Genomic DNA, 23,821 nt, shown 5'->3' with positions numbered 1-23,821 from the left:
CCCGGGGCCTACCTGCACTCCGCAGGCAAGGCAGCGACCGCCTGCACGATCGGGTCCTGCATGGCGCGTCCCACCGCGGCATCCAGCTCCCCCTGCAGATGGCCGTGCTGGCGCTGCATCTCCTCTTCGCACAGCGCCCGCACCTGCGCGCGCGCGTTGCTGCGCAGCGTGCTGCAGCGCCAATCGACCCCTCCCAGCGGCAGCACTGAATAGACCACGCTGTTGCAGGCGTTGCCGGCGCGTTCCGCCAGCGGACGCGCGCCGAAGTCACGCGGCACACTGCTGCGCTGCGGATCGAAATAGCTGTCCGGGAAGGTGCGCGCGTACTGTTCAATGTCCACCTCGATAGTGCCGCCTTCGCCTGCCGGCACGCGCAGTGGCTGACCGCAGCCGGTGGCGTCGGCGCGGTGTTGGATGTACTGGTAGATGGGTCTGTCCAGGCTCGCATCCTGCGCGGTCACGGCGCTGACCGCCGCCAGCACCGGCAGCGACGCACGATTGGCCATGCGCGCCAGCACTCCCGCCTGCGCGGGTTCGCAGCGGTCGCGCAGCGTCGCCACCAGCAGGAACAGCAGGTCATCACGAAAGGCCTTGTCGGCAGCCAGGTGATGTTCGATGCGTGCCTGCGCTTCCGCCACTGGTGCGGGAAATGCAACGGCCGGTGGCGAGGGCGCGTGCGTTGCGTTCCACAGCAGCGCCACCCCGGTGCCTGCCAGCAGCAACACCGCCATCAGCAGCGCGACGGTGCGTGCGCGGAGCCTCGTCATCGTGTGCTCGTCATCGGTTGATCGCGGAAAGCGTCGCTGCGGCAGCGTCATAGGAGGCGCTGGCGATATCCGCCTCGAAGTGCTTCACCTGCAGGCGCCCTGACAGCCGGTAGGGATCCCACAGCGCGCCCATCGTGATGGGGCTGGCCAGGGTGACATGGATGATCTGGTTCGGTGGTGGCGGCGGTACGTGGATGCACGCGCCATAGAACGGCACGAACAGCAGTTCGTCCACCTGCCCGGCGTCGTTCATCGCCAGCGGCACCACATAGCCATCCAGGTCCAGCGCACGTCCGTCCACGCCATCGACCACCGCCGACGAGCCGAACTGCTGCGCGCGTAGCGGGCTGGAGTGATCGATGGCCTGCCCAGGCAGCGAGCCCGAACCCGTATCGTCGATCAAGCCCCCCACCCCGTCAATGCCATTGCCACGTGACAGCCCGATCTGCGGCGGTGGACGCTGGAAGCTGTCCTCTTCGGGCATCAGCGCGTCCCAGCGATCGATCACTGCAGACGCCGCCACCGGCGACGCAGCAGCATTGTTGGCCTGTGGCGGTGGGGCGTCCACGGCGGGCCGGCCACAACTGGCCAGCAGTACAGCGGCAAGCACACCGCCAAGCAGCTTCGCGCTACGGTTCATAAGGCCTCAGTTCGGCGTCGGCCATGCTGTAGGCGGAGCCGGCAAGATCATCGTCCACCCGCTCGGCGCGCAGCACGCCTGCCAGGAAGAACGGCGAGTACATGTCGGGCATGGCGATCGGCCGCGGCAGCACCACATGCACGATCTGGTTCGGTGGCGGCGGTGGCACGTGGATGCACGCGCCGTAGTACGGCACGAACAGGAATTCGACCAGTCGGCCATCTGCCGCGTTGGCCAAAGGCACCACGTAGCCCGGCAACCGCACTGCGCGATCCAGTACCGCGTCCACCGTACGGAACGTACCGAACTGGGCCATGCGCCGGTTGCCGTTGTGCTGCACCTCCGGCCCCTCACCGCGCTCGAGTGCTGCCAGTTCATCGCTGGGCAGCATCTGCAGCCAGTCCAGTTCCTGCTCGCTTTGCGTGCCAGCATTGCTCTGTACCGGCGACGGCGGCAGTGCCTGCACACCGGTATCGGTCGGCCGCGTACAGGCAACCAGCAGCATTGCCGCAGCCAGCAGCAGCCAGCGCACGCCCGCGCTCACGACGCAGGCGCCAGGCCATCGGCCAGGGTGCGCCGGTAGGCCAGCAGCGCAGGCAGCAGGCCGGCAACCGCGCTGATCAGCAGCACGCCGCCCACCCAGGCCAGTTCGCGCGCGTCCGGCCAGACGTGGGTGATCGACAGACCGAAATTGGCCAGCGCCCAGCTGCGCCCGGCCGCGCTGGCACAGGTCAGCACCGCCAGCGCCAACGCGCAGGCCATTGCTGCAGTGGCCACGGCCTCAACGACCAGCAGGCAGGCCACATAGGCCGGGCGCGCACCGGTGGCGCGCAGCACCGCCATCTCACGGCGGCGTTCCTGCAGCGTCGATACGAGCAGCGCCATCAGTGACACCATGCCCAGCAGCACCACCATCGCACTGATCAGCTGCAGCGCGCGCTCGGCAGTGCCCAGCGACTGCCACAGCTGCTGCAACGTCACGCCGGGCAGGATCGCCTGCAGTGCTTCGTCTGGATACTCATTGATGCTGCGCTGCACGCCGAAGGTGGCGATGCGCGAGTTCAGCCCGAGCATGAAGGCGGTGATGCTGGTCGGGGTCAGGTCAAGCTGCCGTGCCTGTTCTGCGCTGACATGCTGGCTGCGCAGCTGCACGCCGGAGCGCCAATCGACATGGATCGCTTCGATCGCCGGCAGTGACACCAGCACGGACGAATCCACCGGCGTGCCGGTACGCTCCAGGATGCCGACCACGCGGAACGGCTTGTCGGCATGCGTGGCCAGCGTTACTACACCGGTGCCATGGGCCAGCACGATCTCAGTGCCCAGGCCGATGTGCGCGGCCTGCGCGACTTCAGCGCCGACCACCGCGTCATACAGGTCGTCGAACGGCTGGCCCTGCGCGAATGCCAGCGCATGCCCTGCGCCATGCCGGTAATGTTCGAAATAACCGGCGGTGGTGCCGATCACCCGATAGCCACGCCAGGAATCGCCCAGCGACAGCGGCACCGCCCATTTCACCTGCGGCAGCGTGGACAGTTCCTGGTAGGACTGCCAGGACACGTTGTTGGTCGGGTCGCCGATGTGGAACACCGAGTACAGCAGCAGGTTCACCGGCCCCGAGCGTGCGCCCACGATCAGGTCCGTACCCGAGACAGTGCTGGCAAAGCCTTCGTGGGCCTGCGTGCGGATGCGCTCCACGCCCAGCAGCAGGACCACGCTCAGGGTGATGACCAGCACGGTCAGGCTCACGCTCAAGGCGCGGCTGCGCAGGCTGGCCCAGGCCAACTCAACCATGTGCACCCCCTGCCCGGTTCAGATCACCCAGCGACAACACCTGGTCGAACAACGGCTGCAGGCGATCATCGTGGCTGACCACCAGCGCGGTGGTGCCAGCGGCGCGGCACTGCGCGGACATCAGCTGCACGAACGCCGTGGCTGCTTCGGGGTCCAGCGCCGAGGTCGGTTCGTCGGCCAGCAGTACCGCCGGGCGACCGATCAGGGCACGGGCAGCGGCAACGCGCTGCTGCTGGCCGACGCTGAGCGTGCCCGCCGCGCGCGGCATCAGTGCCGGATCCAGCTGCAGCGCACGCAGCAGGCGCGCGATTTCCGCGTCCAGCCCACCTTCAATGCGCGCGTTGCGCAATGGCGAAAAGCGCACGCCCAAAGCGATGTTGTTGCGCACGCTCAGGAATGGCAGCAGGTTGAACTGCTGGAAGATCACGCCCAGCTGGTCGGCACGGAAACGATCGCGCGCGGCGGCACCGAGCGTGTTCACCCGATGGCCGGCAACGCGGATGCTGCCGCTGGCCGGCAGCAGAATGCCCGCCAGCAGGCCCAGCAGCGTGCTCTTGCCCGAACCGCTGGTCCCGCGCAGCAGCACGCTGCTGCCTGCGCGCACCTGCAGCTGTGCGATGTCCAGCACCGCACGCCCTGCGTAGCCGAACTGCACGCCCTGCAGGTCGATGATGGCATTGTCGTTCATGGCGCCAGCGGCACCCGCAGGCTGTCAGCAGTAACCACGCTGCGGCCTTGCCCGGTCGGCGTTGCGGTGTTGACGATCACCTCGTGCAGCCCCGGAAACAGCGTAGGCAGCGGCAATGCCAGCCCGCGCAGTGCTGCCGGGTTGGCGCAGTGGTAGCGCAGTGCGGCGGTGAATCCAGCGTGCGTGTGCTGGCCTGGCTGCGCTCCCACAGCCACTGGCGCAAAGCCCTCCGCCGTCGCCTCGGCATGGTCCAACCGGCACTGCGCAGCGGTCGGCAACGTGACCCAGCTGCCGCTCTGCAGGATCGATCGCGCCCGCGCCAATGCGGCCTGTTCGCGGCTGTCGGCCGGCGGTCGCTCGAAATCGAGGATGCCGATGCCTGGCGCACGCAGTGCCAGTTCCAGCGTTCCCTGGTCCACGGCCAGATCGACATCGGCCTGGCCATGGACATGAGCACCGTGATGGCGCACGTCGTGGGCGTTCGCAGAATGGGCAGCAAGCAGCAGCAGAAGGGCGGCAGAACGTTTCATCGAGGGGCTCCGTATTGTTACTATGTAACATTATGGACCACATCCCGATCTCGCCCGCAAGGGCCCGCACCCAACCGCCAGCTTCGGCACGCTGGCATCCCCGTTTCGATCTGGCAGGCGCATGGCTGTCGCTGGCCTGTGCCGTGCATTGCGTGGCCCTGCCCCTGCTGCTGGCCTTCACGCCGGCGGCGATGATGGCGCTGCGCTCGTTCCAGCACCCTGGCCATGGCGCGATGACCGCACTGCTGGTGATGTCGCGCTGGGAATGGCTGTTCGCGCTGCTGGCCTCGTCGATCGCCCTGCTCAGCACCGCCGCCGGCCAGCGCCGCCATCGACGCATCCTGCCGCTGTGCGTGGCCCTGGCAGGCGCGATCCTGTTGCTGTCCGCCTCGCTGTACCTGCCGTTGAAGGAATCGCTGCTCTGGCACGGCGCTGCCACCGCCTGCGGCGGGGTGATGCTGGCCACCGCACATCTGCGCAACCGGCGGGCCCTGCGGCCCGCCGGCTGATACCCGCTCAGAACCGGTAGCCGACCTCGGCGCCGACAATGCGCGGGCTGTCCACCGGTCCGTAGTAGTTGCCGTCGCGGCCGAAGGCCAGGTTGTCGAAGATCAGGCCATTGATGCGGCGCTTGTCGGTCAGGTTCTGCACGAACACGCGCGTGCTCCACGGCCCGCGCTCATAGCCCAGTTGCACGCCGAGCACAGCCACGGCCGGCTGGAACGCGCGGTTGCGCTCGTCCAGCGCGCTGGAGCCGGTGAACTGCGATTCCACCCGGGCATATATGCCGGAGTCGAACTGATACCGCGCTGCCAGGTAGCCGGTGTAGTGCGGCGTCAGCTTGACCCGCTTGCCGTGGAGGTTCTCCTGCGGGCTTACCCAGAGCTTGGTGTACGTCGCATCGACATAGCCGACGTTGGCCATCACCGTAAACCCCGGCGCGACTTCAAACACACCTTCCAGTTCTGCACCGCGCGATCGTATCGAGGCATCCGAGCCCACGTAGTCGGACGAGATCGGCCGGCCGTTGGCATCGGTGGCCACCTGGATTTCCTGCCAGTTGTCCGAGCTGATGTGGAACAGGGCACCACCGATATGGCCACGGCCGCCAGCCAGGTTCATCTTGAAACCCACCTCATGGCTCCACATGCGTTCGGATTCGTAGCGCAGCACTTTGTCGTTGATCACATCGCTCTGCGCGGCGGCCAGGTTGAAGCCGCCGGGGATGTAGCCCTTGGCCGAGGCCGCATAGAACGACAGATCATCGCTGGCGTCATAGCGCAGCGAGACGCGGGGCAACGTGGCCGAGAACGTATGCGCCAGGGCCGCGTCGCGGTAGCGCACCAGGCCTCCCGCGCCCAGGTCGAGGAATCCGGCACGCTGCTCGGTGGAACGCCGGGCCTGTTCGTGGCGAATGCCGAGGCTGGCGGTCAATTTCGGCAATGCCGGCAGCGTGTAGCTGGCGGTCGCGAAAACACTGTAGTCCTCACCCTTGGAGGTCTGCCGCGGCGCCAGGTTGTAACTGTCCAGGCCCCGCAGCGCCGGGCCGACGAAGGTGCCCTGGATCGAATCCTTGTCGATGCGGTAGGTCGATACACCGGCCATCCAGGTCAACGCCTGGTCGCTGGGCGAGCTGAAGCGCGCCTCGGCATTCCAGGCATTCTTCTTGTCATGTATGTACCCGGCCAGCGCGGAGCTGGCGGTCATGTCGAAGTCGTAGCCGGCCGAGTTGGCTTCCTCGCTGCGGTACGAGGCGGCCACATCCAGGGTGCCGGCCTGCAGTTGCCACTGCGCGCTCAGGCCTGCGACGGTCTCGTCCTTTTCGGTGCGCTTTGGCGCGTCGTTGATGTAGGTGAAGTCACCTGCATGGCGGCCACCATTGAGGCGGTCGCCATAGGTGCGGTTGTACAGGCCGGTATCCAGCGGCAGGTACTCGTACTCGAACATGCCCGGTGCGCGCGTGCGCAGGTGATAGGCCAAGGCGTTGACGGTCACGTAATCGCTGGGACGCCAGCGCAGCTTGCCCTGCAGGTAGCCCTCTTTCACTTCGCCGCGCGCACCGTACGGGGTCAGGTTCTTCAAATAGGCATCCTCGTCGGAGCCCATGAATGCCACCGAGCCCGACAGCGTGCCGTCCTTGCCCAGCGGGCCAGCCAGGAAACCATCCACGGCCGTACCGTTGCCGTTGCCGAACCAGGTGTTGCGCACGTTCACCTCACCCTCGCGGGTATCGGCCGGGCCGCGCGTGCGCACCAGCACCAGCCCGGATTCGCTGTTGGCGCCGTACAGGGTTCCCTGCGGCCCCCGCAGCACCTCAACCGATTCAACCTGGTTGAGTACTGCGTTGCTCAGCTCACGGAACGGAATGCCATCGATGTACACCGACGCGCGGTTGACCAGGAAGGGATTGGATTCGATGCCGCGGATGGAAATGAACATGTTGCTCAGCTGGCCCATCACGTTGAACTTCACGTTGGGCGCCAGCTTGTCCAGGTCGCGGAACTCGGTGACACCGGCTTCCTTCAGTGCCTGCCGATCAAGCACGGTCACCGACAGGTCGCTCTTCAGGTAGGGCGTGTCGCGCTTGGAGCCTGTGACCACCACCCCATCAAGGGTGGTGGCATCGGCGGACTGCGCGTGGGCAGGAACAACAGGAACCAGCAACGACGCTGCGACAAGGGCAACGGAGGAAACGGGGGATTTCAAGGTAGACCTCATGAGGAACGGAAACGCGCTTGGCGGGCCAGCTGGCGCAAACTGTTATCCTGTAACATTCCGCGCTCGCCGCCACTCCATTGCGGTCAGCGCTGCTCCATTCCTGGACCTGCCATGCCCGCCCTCGCCGACCAGTTGCACCGGGAAGCCGCCCTGCCCAGTGATGGCACCGTGACCAGCGAGGACGGCGCGATCGTTCTGCTGCGCCATGGCTTCCAGGCCAGCGAAGGCCCCATGGGCAACCCGCACCAGCTGCGGCTGGGCCTGGCGCTGGCCGGTGGCGGCAACCTGTATCAACGCACCACTGCCGGGGTACTGCAGGCGCCTTGGCATCCGGGCCAGTTCAACGTGGTACTGCCCGGCGATCGTGGACACTACGCCAGCCCAGCCGTGGAGCTGCTGGGAATGGCCATCGATACCGCGCAGTGGCGTGATGCGCCTGGCGGCTTCCCGGACATCCACGCCCTTTCCCTGCGGCTGCATCGCGACCCGGTCATCGCTTCCGTACTGCACGCGCTGTGGTCCAGCGCGCAGGCTGACGCCAGCGTTCCCGGCTTCCTGCAGTGCGGCGCAGAAGTCGTGGTGCGGCGGTTGGCGCAGCTTGCCGGCCAACCGCCCGCCCGGCCGCGGATGGCTGCACCGCTGTCATCGCGGCAACTGCGCCAGCTGCAGGACTTCATCGATGAACACCGTTCCCAGTCGCTGGATGTCGCAGCGCTGGCAGACGTACTCGGCATGGAACCGACCACGTTCAGCCGCGCCCTGCGCGCCGCTACCGGCATGCCACCGTATGCCTACCTGACCCAGCGCCGGATGCACTGGGCGCAGTACGCACTGTCCAAGGGGCAGCGCGTCACCGAGGTCGCGCTGGCCTGCGGCTACGCCAATCCCAGCAAGTTCGCGGCGGCCTTCCAGCGCATGGTCGGTTGCACGCCCAGCATCTGGGCCGCGCAAGGCACCGGCCGCCAGGACGCTATTCGTCGAACGGACGTTGACCCAGCGTCTGCGTCACGTGGTCGACGAAACAGGTGATGCGCGCGGCCAGCGCGGTGTTGCGGTAGTACACCGCGTTGATCGGCTGGCGGACCTCTTGGGTCTGCTTGGCGAACAGCTGTACCAGGCGCCCTCCGCGCCGGTCCTGGCGGGTCAGGAAATCGGACAGGCAGGCGATGCCCAGCCCGTTCACCGCCATCTGCCGCAGCGTTTCTCCGCTGGAAGATGCAATGGCCGGCTGGATCACCAATGGACCGCCATCGGCGTCGGGCAGCGGCCACTCGTTGAGTGAACCCGGATGGGTGAAACCCAGCAGCGCGTGCGCGCGCAGCTGCGCGATGCGGGTGGGCGTACCGTACTGCCGCAGGTACTCCGGGCTGGCGACCACGCGGATGCGGCTGTGGCCGATCGGCCGCGCATGCAGGGTGGAATCGCGCAGCACGCCGATGCGGAACGCCACGTCGGTGCGTTTCTCGATCAGGTCGGTGATGCCCTCGTTGGAGTTCAGCTCCAACTGCACCTGCGGATAGCGCTCGCGGAAGCCGGCCAGCAGCGGCACGATCACGTGCAGCATGAACGGCGTGGCCGCATCCACCCGCAACCGCCCTACCGGTTGCTGCCGGCGCGCCGCCATCTGTTCCTCGGCTTCGTCCACCGTGGCCAGGATCGTGCGCGCGTATTCCAGAAATGCCGCGCCCTCTTCGGTCAGCTCCAGCCGCCGCGTCGTCCGCCGCAGCAGCGTGGTCTGCAGCTTGTCCTCCAAGCGCGCCAGAGTGCGGCTGGTGGCCGAGATGGTCAGTCCCAGCGCTTCGGCGGCGGCGGTGATCGAGCCGCTGTCGACCACGGCGACAAACGCCTTCAGCTCATCCAGGGTCGTTTTCATTCTTTACCTCGACGCAAAAGCATTTCCCGTATACACGGCTTAATCTGCAAATGTAAAGCGACCAGACTGGCCCCCATCGGAGCACACCGCTCCCTACCCAGCTGGAGTTTCCATGAGCCTTCCTTCCTTTGGCGTCGGCACGTTCCGCCTGACCGGCCAGACCGTCATCGATTCAGTGCGCAACGCCCTCGAGCTCGGCTATCGCGCCATCGACACCGCGCAGATCTACGGCAATGAAGCCGAGGTCGGCCAGGCAATCGCCGAATCCGGTGTACCGCGCGACGAACTGTTCATCACCACCAAGATCTGGGTCGACAACCATGCCGCCGACAGACTGCTGCCGAGCCTGCGCGAGAGCCTGGCCAAGCTGCGCACCGACCATGTCGACCTGCTGCTGATCCACTGGCCGGCACCGGGCAGCGCGGTCGCGCTGCGCGAGTACATGACCGCGCTGGCCGAAGCGAAGACGCTGGGCCTGACCCGGCAGATCGGCGTATCCAACTTCAACATCGAACTGACCCGCCAGGCCATCGCCGTAGTTGGCCAGGGCCAGATCGCCACCAACCAGATTGAACTCAGCCCGTATCTGCAGAACCCGGCATTGACCGCTTTCCTGCAGGAACAGGGCATCGCGGTGACCTCCTACATGACCCTGGCCTACGGCAAGGTACTGAAGGACCCGGTGCTGGCCGCCATCGCCGACAAGCACCAGGCCACGGTGGCGCAGGTCGCACTGGCCTGGGCGCTGCAGCTGGGTTACGCCGTCATTCCTTCCTCGACCAAGCGCGAAAACCTGGCCAGCAACCTGCTTGCCCGCGAGCTGCAGCTGGATGCCGAAGACATGGCTGCGATCGCCGCACTTGAACGCAACGGCCGCGAAGTCGACCCGCCGGGCCTGGCGCCTGCCTGGGACTGAGGAGCACGCGCTGATGGCTACTGCGTTGACACGACTGCAGGCGGGCGGCTTCAGCATTGGCATTGAAGCGCCGCTGGACAACGACTGGACGCCGCGGGGCGAACAGGCACGACGCATTGCGCGCCGCCTGCCGGGCGAACCGGACCTGCAGCAGCACGCCGACCTTGCCCGGCTGGCCGACCGCCTCGGCTTCCGTGCGCTGTGGGTGCGCGACGTGCCGGTGTACGACCCGGCATTCGGCGATGCCGCGCAGGTGTTCGAAGTGTTCACCTATCTCGGCTACCTGGCCGGCATCACCGAGGAGATCCTGCTGGGGACCGGCGCGGTGGTGCTGCCGATCCGCGAACCTCTGCTGACGTTGAAGTCGGCACGCAGCGTACAGCAGCTCAGTGGCGATCGCCTGCTGCTGGGCGTTGCCAGCGGCGACCGGCCGGTGGAGTACCCGCTGTTCGGCCGCGACTTCGACACCCGTGGCACGCGCTTCCGCGAGCAGATCGGGCTGCTGCGCGAAGGCACCGCTGCACGGCTGCCGCAGGGGTTGGAAGTACTGCCTGCCGATGGTCCGACGCTGCCGCTGCTGGTGGCCGGCCTGGCGCAGCAGCAGCCAACCTGGATCGGCGCGCATATGGACGGCTGCCTGGCTTACCCCGGCACGCCCCAGGAACACGCCCACCGCGTGGCGGCGTGGCGCGCGGTGGCCGGCAACAAACCCTATGCAAGCTTCATCCACCTGGATCTGCTGGAACGGGCCGAGGCACCGCTGCAGCGTTGGCGCTTCGGCCTGCGCGGCGGCCGCAATGCGCTGCTGGCCGAACTGCAGGCGATGCGGGCCGCCGGCGTCGACCACATCGGCCTGCAGTTCCGCCGCAACGAACGGCCTTTGGCCGACACCTTCCACGAAATCGCCGAGTACGTGTTGCCGCAGTTCGCGGCGCATGCGTGACCGGCACTGGAGCCCCGCAATGAACATCACCTCCCTGGCCCTGCTTGCACTGGCCTCGCTCCCGCTGCCCTCCGCCGCTCTCGCTGCGGACTGGTATCCCTCGGTATACGGCGCCAACGATGAGATCGGCGCGGCCAACCTGCTCACCGCCGATGTGGTCAAGCAGGCGGTGTCGCTGGTGAAGACCGGCAAGACGTATCCGCTGGCGGTACCGGTGGACAAGAACCTGCCCGCCTTTCGCCATCGCAGCTTCCGCCTGTACAACGTGCAGGTCGGGCAACAGGCCGGCAAGTCATTGGGCCCGAACAGATTCACCTTCAACGATGAACTGGTGAACGCCTGGACCGGTGTCGGCACCCAGCTCAACGGCATTGGCCACATCGGCATCGACAACGTCTACTACAACGGCAACAAGGCCGCCGACTTCGTCAGCGTCGATGGCGTGCGCAGGCTGGGCGTGGAGAAGGTGCCGCCGCTGGTCACACGCGGCGTGGTGCTGGACATGACCGCGTACTACGGCAAGGCCATCGTGCCCGGCGGCACCGAGTTCAGCGTCGCCCACATCCAGGCCGTGCTGAAGCAGCAGCACCTGACCCTGCGCAAGGGCGATGTGGTGCTGTTCAACACCGGCTGGCTGGAGCTGATCGGCAAGGACAACGCGCAGTTCCTGGAGGTCGAGCCGGGCATCGGCATGGACGCGGCGAAGTGGCTGGCCGACCAGGGCATCGTCGCCTTCGGCGGTGACACCTGGGCCTCGGAGGTCTACCCCAATCCGCACGGCGCCGACGAGTTCCCGGTGAACCAGTACATGCTGGCCAAGCGCGGCATCTACAACCTGGAACTGATCGACAGCCGCGCGCTGGTGCGCGACAAGGCGTGGGAATTCCTGTTCGTGCTCGGCCAGCCGCTGTACGTCGGCTCCACCCAGGTCAACATCAACCCGGTGGCGATCCGATGAGCGACGCCCCGCCGATGTTTGCCGGTCGCCGGTTCCGGGTCAGCTATGACGGCCTGGCCGCCGACAATCGCTACAGCGCTGATGGCCATCGCGTGCACTACGCCATCGTCTCCGGTACCTATGCCGGTGCCCACGGCGAAGCCAGCTGCGAGTGGCGGCAGGTTGCCGAGGGCATCTATGCCATTTCCTGGCAGGAAGCCGACGGTGCCACCGTGGTGCACGTCGATGACTTCCCGCACGGCCATTCGCTGGCGTGGTTCACCGCCACCGACGGCCGCTTCCACCGCATGCAAGGCACGCTGCAGGCGCTGCCCCCGCACGACTGAATGTCCCTTCCCCACGAGATTCCCATGCGACTTTCCATTCCCTCGCCCATCGGCTTCGGCACCGCACCGTTGGGCAACATGTACCGCAACATTCCCCAGCAGGAGGCGCTGGATACCGTCGAGGCAGCCTGGCAGCAGGGCATCCGCTACTTCGACGCCGCACCGCTGTACGGCGCTGGCCTGGCCGAACTGCGCCTGGGCGAGGCCCTGCAGCATCACGACCGTGATGCCTATGTACTGAGCAGCAAGGTCGGCCGCCGTGTGCTGGACGAGGTGGAAGACACCACCCGGCGTGACCTTGGTGAGAAAGGCGGCCTGTTCGAGCATGGCCTGCCCAACCGCATCGTCTACGACTACAGCGCTGACGGCACCCTGCGCGCGATCGAGGAGAGCCTGCAGCGCCTGCGTACCGATCGCCTGGACATCGTCTGGATCCACGATCCGGCGCGTGACTTCCATGGCGATGCCTGGAAGGAGGTCTTCCAGCAGGCGATGGACGGCGCCGCCGTGGCGCTCACCCGCCTGCGCGAGGAAGGTGTCATCAAGGCCTGGGGTCTGGGCGTCAACCGCGTGCAGCCCTGCGAGATGGCGCTGCAGCAGGCCGACCCGGATGGCTTCCTGATTGCCGGGCGCTACACCCTGCTCGACCACGAAGAGGCCCTGCAGCGGTTGATGCCGGACAGCGTTGCACGTGGCGTCGGCATCGTGGTCGGCGGGCCGTACAACTCCGGCATCCTTGCCGGCGGCGCGCATTACGAATACCAGACCGCCACGCCAGAGGTGCTGGCCCGCGTGCAGGCATTGCGCGACGTTGCGGCAGAACACCAGGTGGACCTGCGCGCCGCCGCCCTGCAGTTCTCGCTGGCGCACCCGGCAGTGGCAGCGGCGATTCCCGGTGCAAGCCGTCCCGAGCGCATCGCCGAGAACCTGGCGTTGGCCGGGGCGACGATTCCCACCGCGTTCTGGCAGGCATTGCGCGACCGCCAGCTGGTGTCATCGCATGCGCCGCTGCCCGGCCTGGGTTGAGCGGCAGGTCGGCGTCAGCCTGCGTGCTCGAACACAGCCGCCACCCAGTCGATGAACACCCGCAGCCGCGGCGATGGCGTACGGTTGCGCAGATAGACCAGGCTGACCGGGCTCGGTGTGGGTGGCATCCCGGGCAACAGCTCCAGCAACTGCCCGCGCGCGATGTAAGGGTCCATCCGGTAGCGCGGTGCCTGGATGATGCCCAACCCGGCCAACGCGGCACCGAGGAAGGCGTCGGCACCGGACACCCGCACGCGTGCCGGCAGCGGCACGTGGCGAACCTGCCCGCCCTGCTGGAACTCCAGCGGAATGAGCTGGCCGGTGGCGCTGGAACGGTAGCCGACCATCTGGTGTCCCGCCGCCAGCGACGCGATGCTTTCCGGCCGCCCGTGTGCCTGTACGTAAGGGGGCGACGCCACCGTGACCTCGCGCAGCAACGCCAGGCGCCGCGCGGCCAGATCGCTGTCGGCCAGGGTGCCCACGCGGATGGCCCCGTCCACCCCCTCGCGCAGCAGGTCGACATAGCGGTCGCCCTCGCTGACCTCCAGTTCGATGTCCGGGTACCGCTGCAGGAAATCCGGCAGATGCGGAAACAACAGGTGGCGCCCCAGCGTACCGTGCACCTCGATGCGCAGCGGCCCGCGTGGCGGCACGTCACGGAACGCAGCTTCGGCATCGTCCATGTCCGCGATCAGGCGCAGACAGCGGCCGTAGAAGGCCTCGCCTTCCAGCGTCGGCACCACCACGCGCGTGGTCCGGTGCAGCAGGCGCACGCCCAGACGCTGCTCCAGTGCTTTGATCGCGTCGGTCACCGTGGCCCGCGGCAGCCCCAGGTCTTCGGCGGCACGGCTGAAGCTGCGGCGCTCGACGATCCGCACGAACGCACGCAGGGCGGTGAATCTGTCCATTGTTCGGATGGCCGGATGATGTTTCCGGATTATCCATGATTATCCGCGACGGCGGAGAGACGAAGATGGCCGTGCGCCATGCCGGCGCGCCCTTCTGGAATCTGCCATGACCTCCTCTGCTTCCCGCTCTGTCGCCCTCGTCACCGGGGGCTCCCGTGGCATCGGCGCGGCCATCTCGCGCCGTCTGGCCGCCGACGGCCATGCCGTGGTGATCAACTATGCCGGGCGCCGTGATGAGGCCGAAACACTGGCTGCCGAATTGACCGCCAGCGGAGGGCACGCCATCGCCCTGCAGGCCGATGTCGCCGACCCGCAGGCCGTGCACGCGCTGTTCGACGCCATCGATGCACGCTTCGGTGGCATCGATGTGGTGGTCAACAGTGCCGGCGTGCTGCAGTTGGCCGCACTGGCCGACAGCGATGATGCCCTGTTCGACCGTGTGATCGGCATCAACCTCAAGGGTGCATTCAATGTGCTGCGCGAGGCCGCGCGGCGCGTGCGCGACGGTGGTCGCATCGTCACCCTGTCCACCAGCGTGGTTGGCATCAAGCTGGAAAACTACGGCGTGTATGCCGCCAGCAAGGCCGCGGTGGAGACCATGGGCGCGATTCTCAGCAAGGAACTGCGTGGGCGCGGCATCACCGTGAACGCGGTGGCGCCCGGGCCGACCGCCACCGATCTGTTCCTGGACGGGAAGTCGCCGGAACTGATCGATCGGCTGGCGAAGATGAATCCGTTGGAGCGGCTGGGTACGCCGGAAGACATCGCCGGCGCGGTGGCGTTCCTGGCCGGTGCCGATGGCGGCTGGATCAATGGCCAGGTGCTGCGGGCCAATGGTGGGATGGTGTAGCGGCGTGCCAACCAAGGTTGGCACCTACCAGATCACGCCACATCGGTAGTCGCCCACCTTGGTGGGCGCGCGGCATGCCAACCAAGGTTGGCATCTACCAAGGGCGCCTCAATGCGGTGTGCGCAGTTCCGGTAGACGCCAACCTTGGTTGGCGCCACCCCTCAACCGCCGGGCATGGCCCGGCGCTACCGTGGGTGTTACCGGGTCATCGAATACGGTGCCTGCGCGCCCTGCCCCGGCCAGTCCTTGTTCGGTTCGGCCTGCATGGTGAAGTGCAGCTCGCCACCGGCCAGGATCTCATCATGGCGCAGGAACGTGCGCTGCAACGGCGTGCCGTTGAGGGTCACGCTGCCGACATAGGTGTGCTTGTCGTCCAGCCCTTCGGCCACGATGGTGAAGGTCTTGCCGTTGGGCAGCCGCATTGCGGTCTTCGGCAGGAACGGGCGGCCGAGGATGTACTCGCCCGAGCCCGGCGCTACCGGGTAGAAACCCAGCGCGGTGAACACGTACCACGCCGACATCTGGCCCACGTCATCGTTGCCGGCCAGGCCATCGGGCCGATCGGCATACTGCGTGTCCATGATCTGCTTCAGGCGTGCCTGCGTGCGCCACGGCTGGCCGGCATGCGAGTACAGGTAGGCCACGTGGTGGCTGGGCTCGTTGCCATGCGCGTACCAGCCGATCAGGCCGGTGATGTCTTCCATGTGCTCGAAGATGGCCGGATCGACCTTCGCGTTGAACACTTCATCCAGGCGCGCCAGCAGTTTGTCGCTGCCACCATGCGCTGCGGCAAGGCCGGCCACATCCTGCGGCACGTACCATGAGTACTGCCAGGCATTGCCTTCGGTGTAGTCGGTGCCGTAGCCACTGGCGCTGGGGTCGAACGGCGTACGGAAGCTGCCATCGCGCTTGCGCGCACGCATGAAGCCGGTGTCCTTGTCGAAGGCGTTGCGCCAGTTGCCCGCGCGCTTGTCGAAGGTTGCGGCCACATCGGTCTTGCCCATCGCCTGCGCCATGCGCGCGATGGTCCAGTCATCGAACGCGTATTCCAGCGTCTTGCTGGCTGCTTCGCCCTCCTCGTCGATCGGCACGTAGCCCAGCTCACGGTACTGGGCGATGCCATCGTAAGGGCCGTAGTTGGCGGTCTGCACCATCGCCTTCAGCGCCTTGTCCGCGTCGAAGCCACGAATGCCTTTCACGTAGGCATCGGCGATCACCGGCACCGCGTGGTAGCCGATCATGCACCAGTCTTCCAGGCCATGGAACGACCACACCGGCAGCATGCCGTAAGGGCTGTGCTCATGATGGGCCAGCATGGAATTGACGAAATCGCTGTTGCGCTTCTCCGGCTGCACCAGGGTCAGCAGCGGGTGCAGCGCCCGGTAGGTATCCCACAGCGAGAACGTCGAATAGTTCGTGTAGCCCTGGGCCTTGTGCACGGCATTGTCCGCGCCGCGGTACTGGCCGTCGGCATCCATGAACAGCGTCGGCCCCAGCATCGTGTGGTACAGCGCGGTGTACGCGCTGCGACGCGCGTGTTCGGGTGCATCGATATCCAGCACCGACAACGCCTGCGTCCATTCCTGCCGCGCCTGCGCGCGCACACGGTCGAAATCGAAGTCGGCCACTTCGGCATCGAGGTTGGCGATGGCGCCCGCCTCGCTGACCGGCGAAATGGCCACCTTCACCACCAGCGGTGCATCCAGCTTGCCGAAGTCGAAGGTGCCCACCAGCTGCCGCCCCTCGATCTGCGCGCGCTGCGCCGGGTCCTTCTCACCCGGGGGCGCAAAGCCCTTGTAGACGATGTCCTGTTCGGTGTTGTGCAGCGCGTGGCTGGCCAGCGGCCGCGAGAAGCGCATCGCGAAATACAGCTGGCGGCCGGCGGCCCAGCCACGCGTCTCGCGGAAGCCGGTGATGGTGCCATCGCCACGCACGCGTACCCGCGACCACAGGATCTTGCCCGGGTAGTCATACATGCTGGTGCGCATGTCCAGCAGCACCTTGGCATCGGTGCCCTTGGGGAAGGCGTAGCGATGCACGCCCACGCGTGCGCTGGTGGTCAGCTCGGCGCGCACCTTGTAGTCGTCCAGGGTGACCGCGTAGTAGCCCGGCTCGGCCTTCTCGTCATCGTGGCGGAAGCGCGAGGCGTAACCGCTGCGTGGCTTTTCGGGGTCGCCGCGCTCCAGGCCAGGGTTGCCGGTGAACGGCATCAGCAGGATATCGCCCAAATCGGAATGACCGGTGCCGGAAAAGTGCGTGTGCGAGAAACCGACGATGCTGCTGTCGTCGTAACGGTAGCCCGCCGCCCAGCCGTAAGCCTTCTCGCGCGGCTGGATGCGCGTGTCCGGGCTGAGCTGGACCATGCCGAACGGCACCGTCGCGCCGGGGTAGGTATGCCCCTCACCGCCGGTGCCGATGAAGGGATCGACCGACGCATAGGCACGTTCGGCAGCGGTTTTCGGCGTGGCGGCCAGGGCGGCACCGGAGGCAAGCATGGCGGTGGCGGCGAAGGCGATCAGGAGGCGACGGTCCAGCGTGGGCATCGGCATTTGGATCGATTCAGGTGATGGCCGGATGCTAGCACCGGGTGTCAGGCGCCGCATGTTGCGGCGCAGCTGAATGAATCCAAAGGCGACAAAAGTTGTCCGATTTCCTATGCAACTAATTGTATGGTTCGGCCGCCTGTGTGTCACCAGAATGAGTTCGAGCCCATAACGGCGCGACAAAGCCCCTGACGCCATTCCCGGTCGCAATGGGACCACCGTCACATCTTGTAGCGCTCGGGCAGGAAAAGGCTCCCGTATCACTTTGTCTTCACGCCATCAGGGCGTTTCATTCACGCCGACGAAGTGAATGCGGTTTCTTTCCTGAAGTTTGATTCCCACAGGAGTTCCGTCATGCAGATCGTAGTTCGTCATGCTCTTTCCACCGCCTTGGCGGTCTGTCTTTTCTCCGCCGCTCCCGCCCACGCCATCGTAAATCTCAATCCGGGCCAGAGCGGCACGGCCAACCCAGGCGAAACTCCTGAAGATTGGCGGCTCAACGGTGCAACACTGACGATGACGCCGGGAAGCGCCGCCATTCGCGTACTGGCGACGAATTTGTCTACGCTCAACATGCAGGGGGCGGAGATTCTTGGAAATTCAGGAAATCGAATTGTCGAGATCCAGTCCAGCACCCTGACAATGGCGGACAGCGTTATCGAGAACAGCGGTGCGAGGGCCTTGGTCATCGGCGAATTTGATCTTTCGGGCAGCAATCTTCCCGGGTCGACCGTCTCAATTGCTCGCAGCAGGATTACAGGCTCTGGCCTGGGCCTGAGTGTGTCAACCTACAATTCAACACCAACCAATGTCGTCAACCTCAACAACACCACCGTCGAAGGTCGAGCGCGAGACAACTCGCTCTTGAACTCAGGAAATGGCCTCGTTCTACTCGGCCGTGTCGATTTACTTGCTGAGAATAGAAGCCTGATTATTGGCGACGCCCACGGAATATATGCGCAGGAAAGCTATACGGGCGGCACAGGGCTGGGCGAGCGCTCAACTGTCACCATTGATGCTTCGCGCGTCGAGGGGCGGACTGGGCCTGGCATTCTGGTAGCTGATCCACGACCGAGCACCGGCGATGTCAATACGCAGTTCGTGTTCCGAAATGGTGCTCAGCTTGTAGGTGGCGACGGTACGTTGTTGAGGGTGGACGCAGCTGCTGCCAGCGTAGGCCTCTCCATCGACAACTCCCGCCTGACGGGAAACATTGTCAATACCGCGGGCAGCACCGTGAACGTGGCAGTGACCAACAACGCCACCCTGCTCGGCAGCACCCAGAACATCACCTCGATGGCGGTAGACAATGCGCGCTGGCAGCTGAGCGGCAACAGCAGCACCGGTACGTTGTCGCTGGGCAGCGGCGGCGAGATCGCGCTGGGCGATGGCACGGCCTTCCACACTCTCAACGTTGCCGGCAACTTCACCGGCAACGGCGGCACGCTCGCCTTCAACACCGTGCTGGCCGGCGACAACGCGGCCACCGACAAGCTGATCATCGGCGGCGACACCAGCGGCAGCGCGAACGTGCGCGTCAACAATATCGGCGGTGCCGGTGCGCAGACCACCCAGGGTATCGAGCTGATCCAGGTGGGTGGTGCGTCCAACGGCCAGTTCAATCTGGCCGGTCGCGCCGTGGGTGGCCAGTACGAGTACTTCCTGCACAAGGGCACCGGCGCCGATGGCAACTGGTACCTGCGTTCGGCGCTGTCGACCGTGCCGGACCCGTGCGTGACCGACCCCACCCTGCCCGAGTGCCAGGCCGTTGGACCCGGCCCGGGGCCGGGTCCGGGTCCTGAGCCTGATCCCGAACTGGAGCCGGTGCTGCGCCCCGAAGCCGGCGCCTACCTGGCCAACCTGCACGCCGCCCAGACCATGTTCCGCCTGGGTTACCACGACCGCCACGCCGGCCAGAACAGCGGGCGCGCCTGGGCTCGCGTGGACGGTTCGCGCATCGGCTTGGACGCCACCAACCCGACGCTGGACATCCGTGGCAACAATCAGGCGCTGACAGTGGGCGCCGATGTGTGGCGTCACGATTCGGGCAGCAACGTCGGTGTGATGCTGTCCACCGGCAACGCCAGCAGTACGACCATCAATGAACTGACCGACTACTACGCCCGTGGCAAGGTGAAGGGCGAGGCGCTGGGTCTGTACGGCACCTGGCGCGGTGGCAACGATGGCGACCCTTATGCCGGCTTCTATGTGGATGGCTCGGTGCAGCGCGCCCAGTTCCGCAACCGCGTGCAGGGCGTCGGCCTGGCCGAGGAACGCTACGACAGCCGCGCCTGGCAGGGTGCTATCGAGACCGGGTATGCGTTCCGCGTGGGCGGCGCAAGCAATGGCGGCATCTATCTGGAACCGCAGCTGCAGGTGGGCTACAACCGCTGGGATGGCAACCGCCATACCGAAGCCAACGGCACGGTGGTGAACACCGACGATGCCAACGGCATGTACGGCCGTGCTGGCCTGCGTCTTTCCGGGGTCACCCGCTGGGGCAACGGCGTGGCCGAAGTGCAGCCGTACCTCGCGGCCAACTGGCTGCACGCCCGCGACAACTCGCAGGTACGCATGAATGACGAGGTGGTGGATGTGCGGGTGCCGCGCAACCGCGGTGAATTCAGTGGCGGTGCGTCGCTGAAATTCGCCAACGGCATCGGCGCGTGGGGTGGGCTGTCGCTGCAGAACGCCAGCGGCTATCACCAGACCAGCGTGCAGGTGGGCATGAGCTACAACTGGTAAGGCGTTTCTGGCCTTGTGAGGGCAGCCCCGGCACGCATGCGGGGCTGCCCTTCCTGTTTTTTCGTTTGCACCTGCGAGCGCGCTCGACCTTGTGAAACGTGCATGGCGCGCCGTGTTGCGTCGCTATCAGGCCGTTGGTTCGGCCGCGGGCGACATGCGGATCCCCGCGCTTCAGTTGGAGAAATCTCGGCATGAAAAATCTACTGGAACTGCGCTGGCTGGCGTGTGCAGGATGTCCGCGCAGCGCTAACGCCGCTGCCGGGTGTGGAACCCCGAAATGAGCTTTGGGAGCTGCTTGCCGTGACTGCGGCGGGCGGTGCGCGGCGGCCGCATGGCCCTCCGGCTTTTCCCAAAGCTCAGCCGAAGTTCCAACCCCGCACCGCCCGCCACCCTTCCGGTGGCCACGTCCTTCAAGGAGCCATCGCATGTCGCATGAACCGCCCATCCTGACCCCGGAAATGGAATCCCTGTTCTTCCGCATCGAGCACGCCCTGGACACCGCCGAGGGCATGGCGATGATGATCGGCGAGAACGAACCGGAAGACCCACAGGCGCATCTGCGCCCGGGCTACAACCTGCAGAAGATCACGGTTGCGATGATGGCGCTGAGCCAGCATGGTCGGCGGTTGCTGCATGAACTGCGCGAGCAGCATGTGCGGGTGACACTGCATTGACGCGTGTAGAGCCGAGCCCATGCTCGACTCTGGTGTGATCGAGCACTACGGTTGGTGACGGAGCAAGCCGAGCATGAGCTCGGCTCTACAGGAGCCGGTCAATCCGGCAGCGCGCCTTCAAGTGTGGCCAGATCCGCCGCATCCACCGGCCGCACCACGCGCGCAACTTCCGTGCCATCACGCAGCAGGATCACGGTCGGCCACAGCTTCACCTGGAACGAGCGGCCCAGCGGCTTGCCCTTGCCGTCTTCGATTTTCCAGTGCGGCAGATCATGTGCCTCGACGAAGGCCTGCAATACCGGTTGTGCAGCCTGGCAGTGGCCGCACCACGGTGCACCGAATTCCAGCAACAGCCAACCGGCCTGCGCATCCACCTCCGCGCGGGCCGGCTCGGCTGCCACATGGTCACGCATGAAGGGCATGCCGGTTACGCCTGCAGCGTGCGCTGGATGTCTTCCAGCGGCGCGTTGGTAAGATCCTTGGCGATGTCGGCCAGCAAGCGCGCCTGCGTCTCCTTGTGCAGCAACGGACGGATGCGGCCCAGCGTGGTGGGATCGGCAATCAGCACCAGATGCGCATAACGGTTGTTGAGCGCGTCTTCATTGAGCTGCTCGGCCACCTGCTTGGCGAAGGTCGCCTCGTTGAGCTGCGAGATCGACATGTCCTTGGGCACCGCACCGGATGGCCCCTGACCGGACACACCCTGTTCGCTGATGTCCTGCAGGCGCAGCTCGCCTTCCTGTTTAAGGGTGAGCTTGTGCTCGTTGCCGACGTTGGTGAACACGCGGGCCGAGCCACCATCGGCGACGATAACCAGGGTGCCTTCGGGAATGCGACGGGTCATGCGTTACTCCTTGCGTTGGTTCGCGACCACCGTAAAAGCCGTGGCGTGAGCGAGGCGAGCACAACATGTTCATTCGATGTGCGTGGGTCATGTGCATGAACAGGCATCATGGAACGCTGCGTTCGTACTGGCGCGATTCTCGGCACGCTCACACTGTAACCGTTATCATGAACGCATGATCGACACGACCCACTGCACGTCAGCGCCTGTTGCTGGCCTGCGGGAAGCACTGCCGACCGGCGCTTCGCTTTCCATCATTGCCTCTCCCTCGCCTTTCCATCGCCTCGCGCTGGATCCCGGCGGATGACGCCTGCGGGCCCTGCCCCGCCTGTTCCCTGCGCCTGCCCCACCCGCGCGTGCGCTGACACGTAATCGGACCCATCCGTTCGTCCCGCATGTCGCTCTGCGTTCTGGCAGCGGGCAATGCGTGTTGCGCGCGCGGCGTTTCATCGCACACACCTTTCGCCCCCTTCCGGGTCTTCCATCCGATGCCCCTGCGCCTGCTGCGCCAGCATCGCCGTTTCCGAATTCCGGGACATTCGTACCGCCCATTCCAACGCCATTTCCATTCTTCCAAGGGAGTCCCCATGCAGGACAACTCCGATGCCCATGCCCATTTCGGCTGGTTCAAACGCCGCCGCCATCTGAAGGTCGACGAGATCACCGTTGTCGACAAACCCATGCTCAAGCGCGCCGTCGGCGCCGCTGCACTGGGCAATGCGATGGAATGGTTCGACTTCGGTGTCTATGGCTATCTTGCCGTCACCATCGGCCAGGTGTTCTTCCCGTCCAGCAACCCCACCGCGCAGGTGATCGCCGCATTCGCCACGTTCACTGTGGCCTTCCTGGTACGCCCGCTGGGCGGCATGGTCTTCGGGCCACTGGGCGACCGCTACGGGCGCCAGAAGGTACTGGCCTTCACCATGATCATGATGGCACTGGGTACGTTCGCCATCGGCCTGATTCCCTCCTATGAACGCATCGGCATCTGGGCGCCGGTGCTGTTGCTGCTCGCCCGCGTGGTGCAGGGCTTTTCCACCGGCGGCGAGTACGGCGGCGCGGCGACCTTCATCGCCGAGTACTCCACCGACCGCAACCGCGGCCTGATGGGCAGCTGGCTGGAGTTCGGCACGCTGGGCGGCTATATCGCCGGTGCCGGCACGGTGACTGCACTGCACATGCTGTTGAGCAGCGAGCAGATGCTGGACTGGGGCTGGCGCATTCCGTTCCTGGTGGCCGGCCCACTCGGCCTGCTGGGCCTGTACATGCGCATGCGGCTGGAGGAAACGCCAGCGTTCCGCGCCTTCGCCGAAGAGGCCGAGAAGCGCGACCATGAGCGCCCCGGCCTGGTCGACCTGTTCCGCGTGCACGGCCGCCAGCTGATCGTCTGCATGGGCCTGGTGCTGGTGTTCAACGTGACCGACTACATGCTGCTGACCTACATGCCCAGCTACCTGAGCGTGACCATGGGATATGCGGAGAGCAAGGGCCTGCTGCTGATCATCATCGTGATGCTGGTGATGATGCCGTTGAACATCGTGGGTGGCCTTTTCAGCGACAAGCTGGGCCGGCGGCCGATGATCATCGGCGCCTGCATCGCGCTGCTGGTGCTGGCGGTGCCGAGCCTGCTGCTGGTGGGCAGCGGCAACGACGGGCTGATCTTCCTTGGCCTGATGCTGCTGGGCCTGGCGCTGGTGTGCTTCACCAGTTCGATGCCGTCCACGCTGCCGGCGCTGTTCTATACGCCGGTGCGCTACAGCGCGCTGTCCATTGCGTTCAACGTGTCGGTGTCGCTGTTTGGTGGCACCACGCCGCTGGTGACCGCCTGGCTGGTGGAACGCACGGGCGATCCGCTGGTACCGGCCTACTACCTGATGGGCGCGGCGGTGATCGGCCTGATCACGATGATCTTCGTGAAGGAAACCGCCGGCCTGCCGCTGCGCGGTTCGCCGCCGGCCGTGGGCTGCGACAAGGAGGCGGCCGCGCTGTTGAAGAGCGATGCACCGGTCACGGTGGACCGCGCCCTGCCGCCGTTGCCGGACGTGGCCGAACCGGAACAGGTGACCCCGGCCTGAGTT

The 23,821-nt window shown here is 66.1% G+C and carries 24 protein-coding genes; 11 read left to right on the top strand and 13 right to left on the bottom strand.

Annotated features, from left to right (window positions below; all coding sequences use genetic code 11):
- Positions 1 to 8 precede the first annotated feature (8 nt).
- The 6 genes from M2299_RS00705 to M2299_RS00680 are packed head-to-tail and all read right to left on the bottom strand — an operon-like array spanning position 9 to position 4,419.
- Entirely contained in the window at positions 9 to 731 is a 723-nt protein-coding gene (locus M2299_RS00705) for a hypothetical protein (RefSeq protein ID WP_280883760.1), read from the bottom strand.
- Positions 732 to 777: 46 nt separating this feature from the next.
- Positions 778 to 1,407, bottom strand: a complete 630-nt coding sequence (locus tag M2299_RS00700) for a DUF3299 domain-containing protein (protein ID WP_280883647.1) — start codon at positions 1,405 to 1,407, stop codon at positions 778 to 780.
- Positions 1,397 to 1,939, bottom strand: coding sequence for a DUF3299 domain-containing protein (locus M2299_RS00695; protein ID WP_080148893.1), 543 nt, complete (start codon positions 1,937 to 1,939; stop codon positions 1,397 to 1,399). Before M2299_RS00695 ends, M2299_RS00700 begins: the two co-directional genes overlap by 11 nt.
- An 8-nt stretch (positions 1,940 to 1,947) precedes the next feature.
- Positions 1,948 to 3,201, bottom strand: a complete 1,254-nt coding sequence (locus M2299_RS00690) for an ABC transporter permease (protein WP_280883646.1) — start codon at positions 3,199 to 3,201, stop codon at positions 1,948 to 1,950.
- Positions 3,194 to 3,889 (bottom strand): ATP-binding cassette domain-containing protein, encoded by a 696-nt coding sequence (locus M2299_RS00685; RefSeq protein WP_099784291.1) that lies wholly within the window; start codon positions 3,887 to 3,889, stop codon positions 3,194 to 3,196. Before M2299_RS00685 ends, M2299_RS00690 begins: the two co-directional genes overlap by 8 nt.
- The gene (locus tag M2299_RS00680) at positions 3,886 to 4,419 is read right to left on the bottom strand and encodes a DUF2796 domain-containing protein (protein ID WP_099784293.1); all 534 of its coding nucleotides are present in this window, start codon (positions 4,417 to 4,419) and stop codon (positions 3,886 to 3,888) included. The genes M2299_RS00685 and M2299_RS00680 overlap by 4 nt, the downstream gene beginning before the upstream one ends.
- Positions 4,420 to 4,451: 32 nt before the next feature.
- Between M2299_RS00680 and M2299_RS00675 the strand changes: the two genes are divergently transcribed.
- A complete protein-coding gene (locus M2299_RS00675) occupies positions 4,452 to 4,928 on the top strand; it encodes a MerC domain-containing protein (protein ID WP_099784295.1) in 477 nt (158 codons plus the stop codon).
- 7 nt (positions 4,929 to 4,935) lie between these two features.
- Here M2299_RS00675 and M2299_RS00670 read toward each other — a convergent pair whose 3' ends face one another.
- A complete protein-coding gene (locus M2299_RS00670) occupies positions 4,936 to 7,125 on the bottom strand; it encodes a TonB-dependent receptor (protein WP_280883645.1) in 2,190 nt (729 codons plus the stop codon).
- A gap of 123 nt (positions 7,126 to 7,248) precedes the next feature.
- On the opposite strand from M2299_RS00670, the gene M2299_RS00665 reads away from it, so the two are divergent.
- Complete coding sequence (locus M2299_RS00665; protein WP_099842598.1) at positions 7,249 to 8,166, top strand: AraC family transcriptional regulator; 918 nt, start codon at positions 7,249 to 7,251, stop codon at positions 8,164 to 8,166.
- Here M2299_RS00665 and M2299_RS00660 read toward each other — a convergent pair.
- Positions 8,108 to 9,010 carry a LysR family transcriptional regulator gene (locus tag M2299_RS00660; RefSeq protein WP_099784301.1) on the bottom strand — a complete coding sequence of 301 codons (903 nt, stop codon included), beginning with the start codon at positions 9,008 to 9,010 and terminating at the stop codon, positions 8,108 to 8,110. The two genes, M2299_RS00665 and M2299_RS00660, sit on opposite strands and share 59 nt — an antisense overlap.
- A gap of 112 nt (positions 9,011 to 9,122) precedes the next feature.
- On the opposite strand from M2299_RS00660, the gene dkgB reads away from it, so the two are divergent.
- From dkgB to M2299_RS00635, 5 genes are read left to right on the top strand one after another with little or no spacing between them, the layout of a single operon-like run.
- Positions 9,123 to 9,926, top strand: a complete 804-nt coding sequence (dkgB, locus tag M2299_RS00655; RefSeq protein WP_154880535.1) for a 2,5-didehydrogluconate reductase DkgB — start codon at positions 9,123 to 9,125, stop codon at positions 9,924 to 9,926.
- A gap of 13 nt (positions 9,927 to 9,939) precedes the next feature.
- The gene (locus tag M2299_RS00650; protein ID WP_280883644.1) at positions 9,940 to 10,869 is read left to right on the top strand and encodes a TIGR03571 family LLM class oxidoreductase; all 930 of its coding nucleotides are present in this window, start codon (positions 9,940 to 9,942) and stop codon (positions 10,867 to 10,869) included.
- Between the two features lie 19 nt (positions 10,870 to 10,888).
- On the top strand, positions 10,889 to 11,827 hold the full coding sequence (locus tag M2299_RS00645; RefSeq protein WP_280883643.1) for a cyclase family protein: 939 nt from the start codon (positions 10,889 to 10,891) through the stop codon (positions 11,825 to 11,827).
- Positions 11,824 to 12,153 (top strand): adenylate cyclase, encoded by a 330-nt coding sequence (locus tag M2299_RS00640; protein WP_099784309.1) that lies wholly within the window; start codon positions 11,824 to 11,826, stop codon positions 12,151 to 12,153. The genes M2299_RS00645 and M2299_RS00640 overlap by 4 nt, the downstream gene beginning before the upstream one ends.
- A gap of 24 nt (positions 12,154 to 12,177) precedes the next feature.
- Positions 12,178 to 13,179, top strand: coding sequence for an aldo/keto reductase (locus M2299_RS00635; RefSeq protein ID WP_080148655.1), 1,002 nt, complete (start codon positions 12,178 to 12,180; stop codon positions 13,177 to 13,179).
- 14 nt (positions 13,180 to 13,193) lie between these two features.
- On the opposite strand, the gene M2299_RS00630 is transcribed toward M2299_RS00635, so the two are convergent.
- Positions 13,194 to 14,087: a LysR family transcriptional regulator gene (locus M2299_RS00630; protein WP_099784311.1), complete on the bottom strand. Its 894-nt coding sequence runs from the start codon at positions 14,085 to 14,087 to the stop codon at positions 13,194 to 13,196.
- A 106-nt stretch (positions 14,088 to 14,193) separates the two neighbouring features.
- Between M2299_RS00630 and M2299_RS00625 the strand changes: the two genes are divergently transcribed.
- The gene (locus tag M2299_RS00625; protein ID WP_154880545.1) at positions 14,194 to 14,937 is read left to right on the top strand and encodes an SDR family oxidoreductase; all 744 of its coding nucleotides are present in this window, start codon (positions 14,194 to 14,196) and stop codon (positions 14,935 to 14,937) included.
- A gap of 197 nt (positions 14,938 to 15,134) precedes the next feature.
- On the opposite strand, the gene M2299_RS00620 is transcribed toward M2299_RS00625, so the two are convergent.
- Positions 15,135 to 17,486 (bottom strand): GH92 family glycosyl hydrolase, encoded by a 2,352-nt coding sequence (locus tag M2299_RS00620; protein WP_280883641.1) that lies wholly within the window; start codon positions 17,484 to 17,486, stop codon positions 15,135 to 15,137.
- A gap of 365 nt (positions 17,487 to 17,851) precedes the next feature.
- Positions 17,852 to 18,169, bottom strand: coding sequence for a hypothetical protein (locus M2299_RS00615; RefSeq protein WP_243379045.1), 318 nt, complete (start codon positions 18,167 to 18,169; stop codon positions 17,852 to 17,854).
- 553 nt (positions 18,170 to 18,722) lie between these two features.
- Between M2299_RS00615 and M2299_RS00610 the strand changes: the two genes are divergently transcribed.
- Both M2299_RS00610 and M2299_RS00605 read left to right on the top strand, forming a co-directional pair.
- Positions 18,723 to 20,225: an autotransporter outer membrane beta-barrel domain-containing protein gene (locus M2299_RS00610; RefSeq protein ID WP_243379047.1), complete on the top strand. Its 1,503-nt coding sequence runs from the start codon at positions 18,723 to 18,725 to the stop codon at positions 20,223 to 20,225.
- 425 nt (positions 20,226 to 20,650) lie between these two features.
- Positions 20,651 to 20,899: a hypothetical protein gene (locus tag M2299_RS00605; protein ID WP_280883640.1), complete on the top strand. Its 249-nt coding sequence runs from the start codon at positions 20,651 to 20,653 to the stop codon at positions 20,897 to 20,899.
- Between the two features lie 98 nt (positions 20,900 to 20,997).
- Here M2299_RS00605 and M2299_RS00600 read toward each other — a convergent pair whose 3' ends face one another.
- Both M2299_RS00600 and M2299_RS00595 read right to left on the bottom strand, forming a co-directional pair.
- Positions 20,998 to 21,321: a thioredoxin family protein gene (locus tag M2299_RS00600; RefSeq protein ID WP_100436397.1), complete on the bottom strand. Its 324-nt coding sequence runs from the start codon at positions 21,319 to 21,321 to the stop codon at positions 20,998 to 21,000.
- Positions 21,322 to 21,326: 5 nt separating this feature from the next.
- Positions 21,327 to 21,743, bottom strand: coding sequence for a host attachment family protein (locus tag M2299_RS00595; RefSeq protein ID WP_025874400.1), 417 nt, complete (start codon positions 21,741 to 21,743; stop codon positions 21,327 to 21,329).
- Positions 21,744 to 22,330: 587 nt separating this feature from the next.
- Between M2299_RS00595 and proP the strand changes: the two genes are divergently transcribed.
- Complete coding sequence (gene proP, locus M2299_RS00590; protein WP_025874399.1) at positions 22,331 to 23,818, top strand: glycine betaine/L-proline transporter ProP; 1,488 nt, start codon at positions 22,331 to 22,333, stop codon at positions 23,816 to 23,818.
- Positions 23,819 to 23,821: the final 3 nt, after the last annotated feature.

This window comes from Stenotrophomonas sp. 1278, from assembly GCF_029892765.1.
GTDB classification, from domain to species: Bacteria; Pseudomonadota; Gammaproteobacteria; order Xanthomonadales; family Xanthomonadaceae; genus Stenotrophomonas; species Stenotrophomonas indicatrix.
The sequence above is the reverse complement of the archived record's forward strand: the minus strand, read 5'-3'. Positions and strand labels throughout refer to the sequence as shown.

Bases quoted from the DNA above. Each gene is read 5' to 3' on its own strand.
- M2299_RS00705 (WP_280883760.1), bottom strand. From the start codon at position 731: ATGGCGGTGTTGCTGCTGGCAGGCACCGGGGTGGCGCTGCTGTGGAAC.
- M2299_RS00700 (WP_280883647.1), bottom strand. From the start codon at position 1,407: ATGAACCGTAGCGCGAAGCTGCTTGGCGGTGTGCTTGCCGCTGTACTG.
- M2299_RS00690 (WP_280883646.1), bottom strand. From the start codon at position 3,201: ATGGTTGAGTTGGCCTGGGCCAGCCTGCGCAGCCGCGCCTTGAGCGTG.
- M2299_RS00685 (WP_099784291.1), bottom strand. From the start codon at position 3,889: ATGAACGACAATGCCATCATCGACCTGCAGGGCGTGCAGTTCGGCTAC.
- M2299_RS00680 (WP_099784293.1), bottom strand. From the start codon at position 4,419: ATGAAACGTTCTGCCGCCCTTCTGCTGCTGCTTGCTGCCCATTCTGCG.
- M2299_RS00675 (WP_099784295.1), top strand. From the start codon at position 4,452: ATGGACCACATCCCGATCTCGCCCGCAAGGGCCCGCACCCAACCGCCA.
- M2299_RS00665 (WP_099842598.1), top strand. From the start codon at position 7,249: ATGCCCGCCCTCGCCGACCAGTTGCACCGGGAAGCCGCCCTGCCCAGT.
- M2299_RS00660 (WP_099784301.1), bottom strand. From the start codon at position 9,010: ATGAAAACGACCCTGGATGAGCTGAAGGCGTTTGTCGCCGTGGTCGAC.
- dkgB (WP_154880535.1), top strand. From the start codon at position 9,123: ATGAGCCTTCCTTCCTTTGGCGTCGGCACGTTCCGCCTGACCGGCCAG.
- M2299_RS00650 (WP_280883644.1), top strand. From the start codon at position 9,940: ATGGCTACTGCGTTGACACGACTGCAGGCGGGCGGCTTCAGCATTGGC.
- M2299_RS00645 (WP_280883643.1), top strand. From the start codon at position 10,889: ATGAACATCACCTCCCTGGCCCTGCTTGCACTGGCCTCGCTCCCGCTG.
- M2299_RS00640 (WP_099784309.1), top strand. From the start codon at position 11,824: ATGAGCGACGCCCCGCCGATGTTTGCCGGTCGCCGGTTCCGGGTCAGC.
- M2299_RS00635 (WP_080148655.1), top strand. From the start codon at position 12,178: ATGCGACTTTCCATTCCCTCGCCCATCGGCTTCGGCACCGCACCGTTG.
- M2299_RS00630 (WP_099784311.1), bottom strand. From the start codon at position 14,087: ATGGACAGATTCACCGCCCTGCGTGCGTTCGTGCGGATCGTCGAGCGC.
- M2299_RS00625 (WP_154880545.1), top strand. From the start codon at position 14,194: ATGACCTCCTCTGCTTCCCGCTCTGTCGCCCTCGTCACCGGGGGCTCC.
- M2299_RS00620 (WP_280883641.1), bottom strand. From the start codon at position 17,486: ATGCCGATGCCCACGCTGGACCGTCGCCTCCTGATCGCCTTCGCCGCC.
- M2299_RS00615 (WP_243379045.1), bottom strand. From the start codon at position 18,169: ATGACCAAGGCCCTCGCACCGCTGTTCTCGATAACGCTGTCCGCCATT.
- M2299_RS00605 (WP_280883640.1), top strand. From the start codon at position 20,651: ATGTCGCATGAACCGCCCATCCTGACCCCGGAAATGGAATCCCTGTTC.
- M2299_RS00600 (WP_100436397.1), bottom strand. From the start codon at position 21,321: ATGCCCTTCATGCGTGACCATGTGGCAGCCGAGCCGGCCCGCGCGGAG.
- M2299_RS00595 (WP_025874400.1), bottom strand. From the start codon at position 21,743: ATGACCCGTCGCATTCCCGAAGGCACCCTGGTTATCGTCGCCGATGGT.
- proP (WP_025874399.1), top strand. From the start codon at position 22,331: ATGCAGGACAACTCCGATGCCCATGCCCATTTCGGCTGGTTCAAACGC.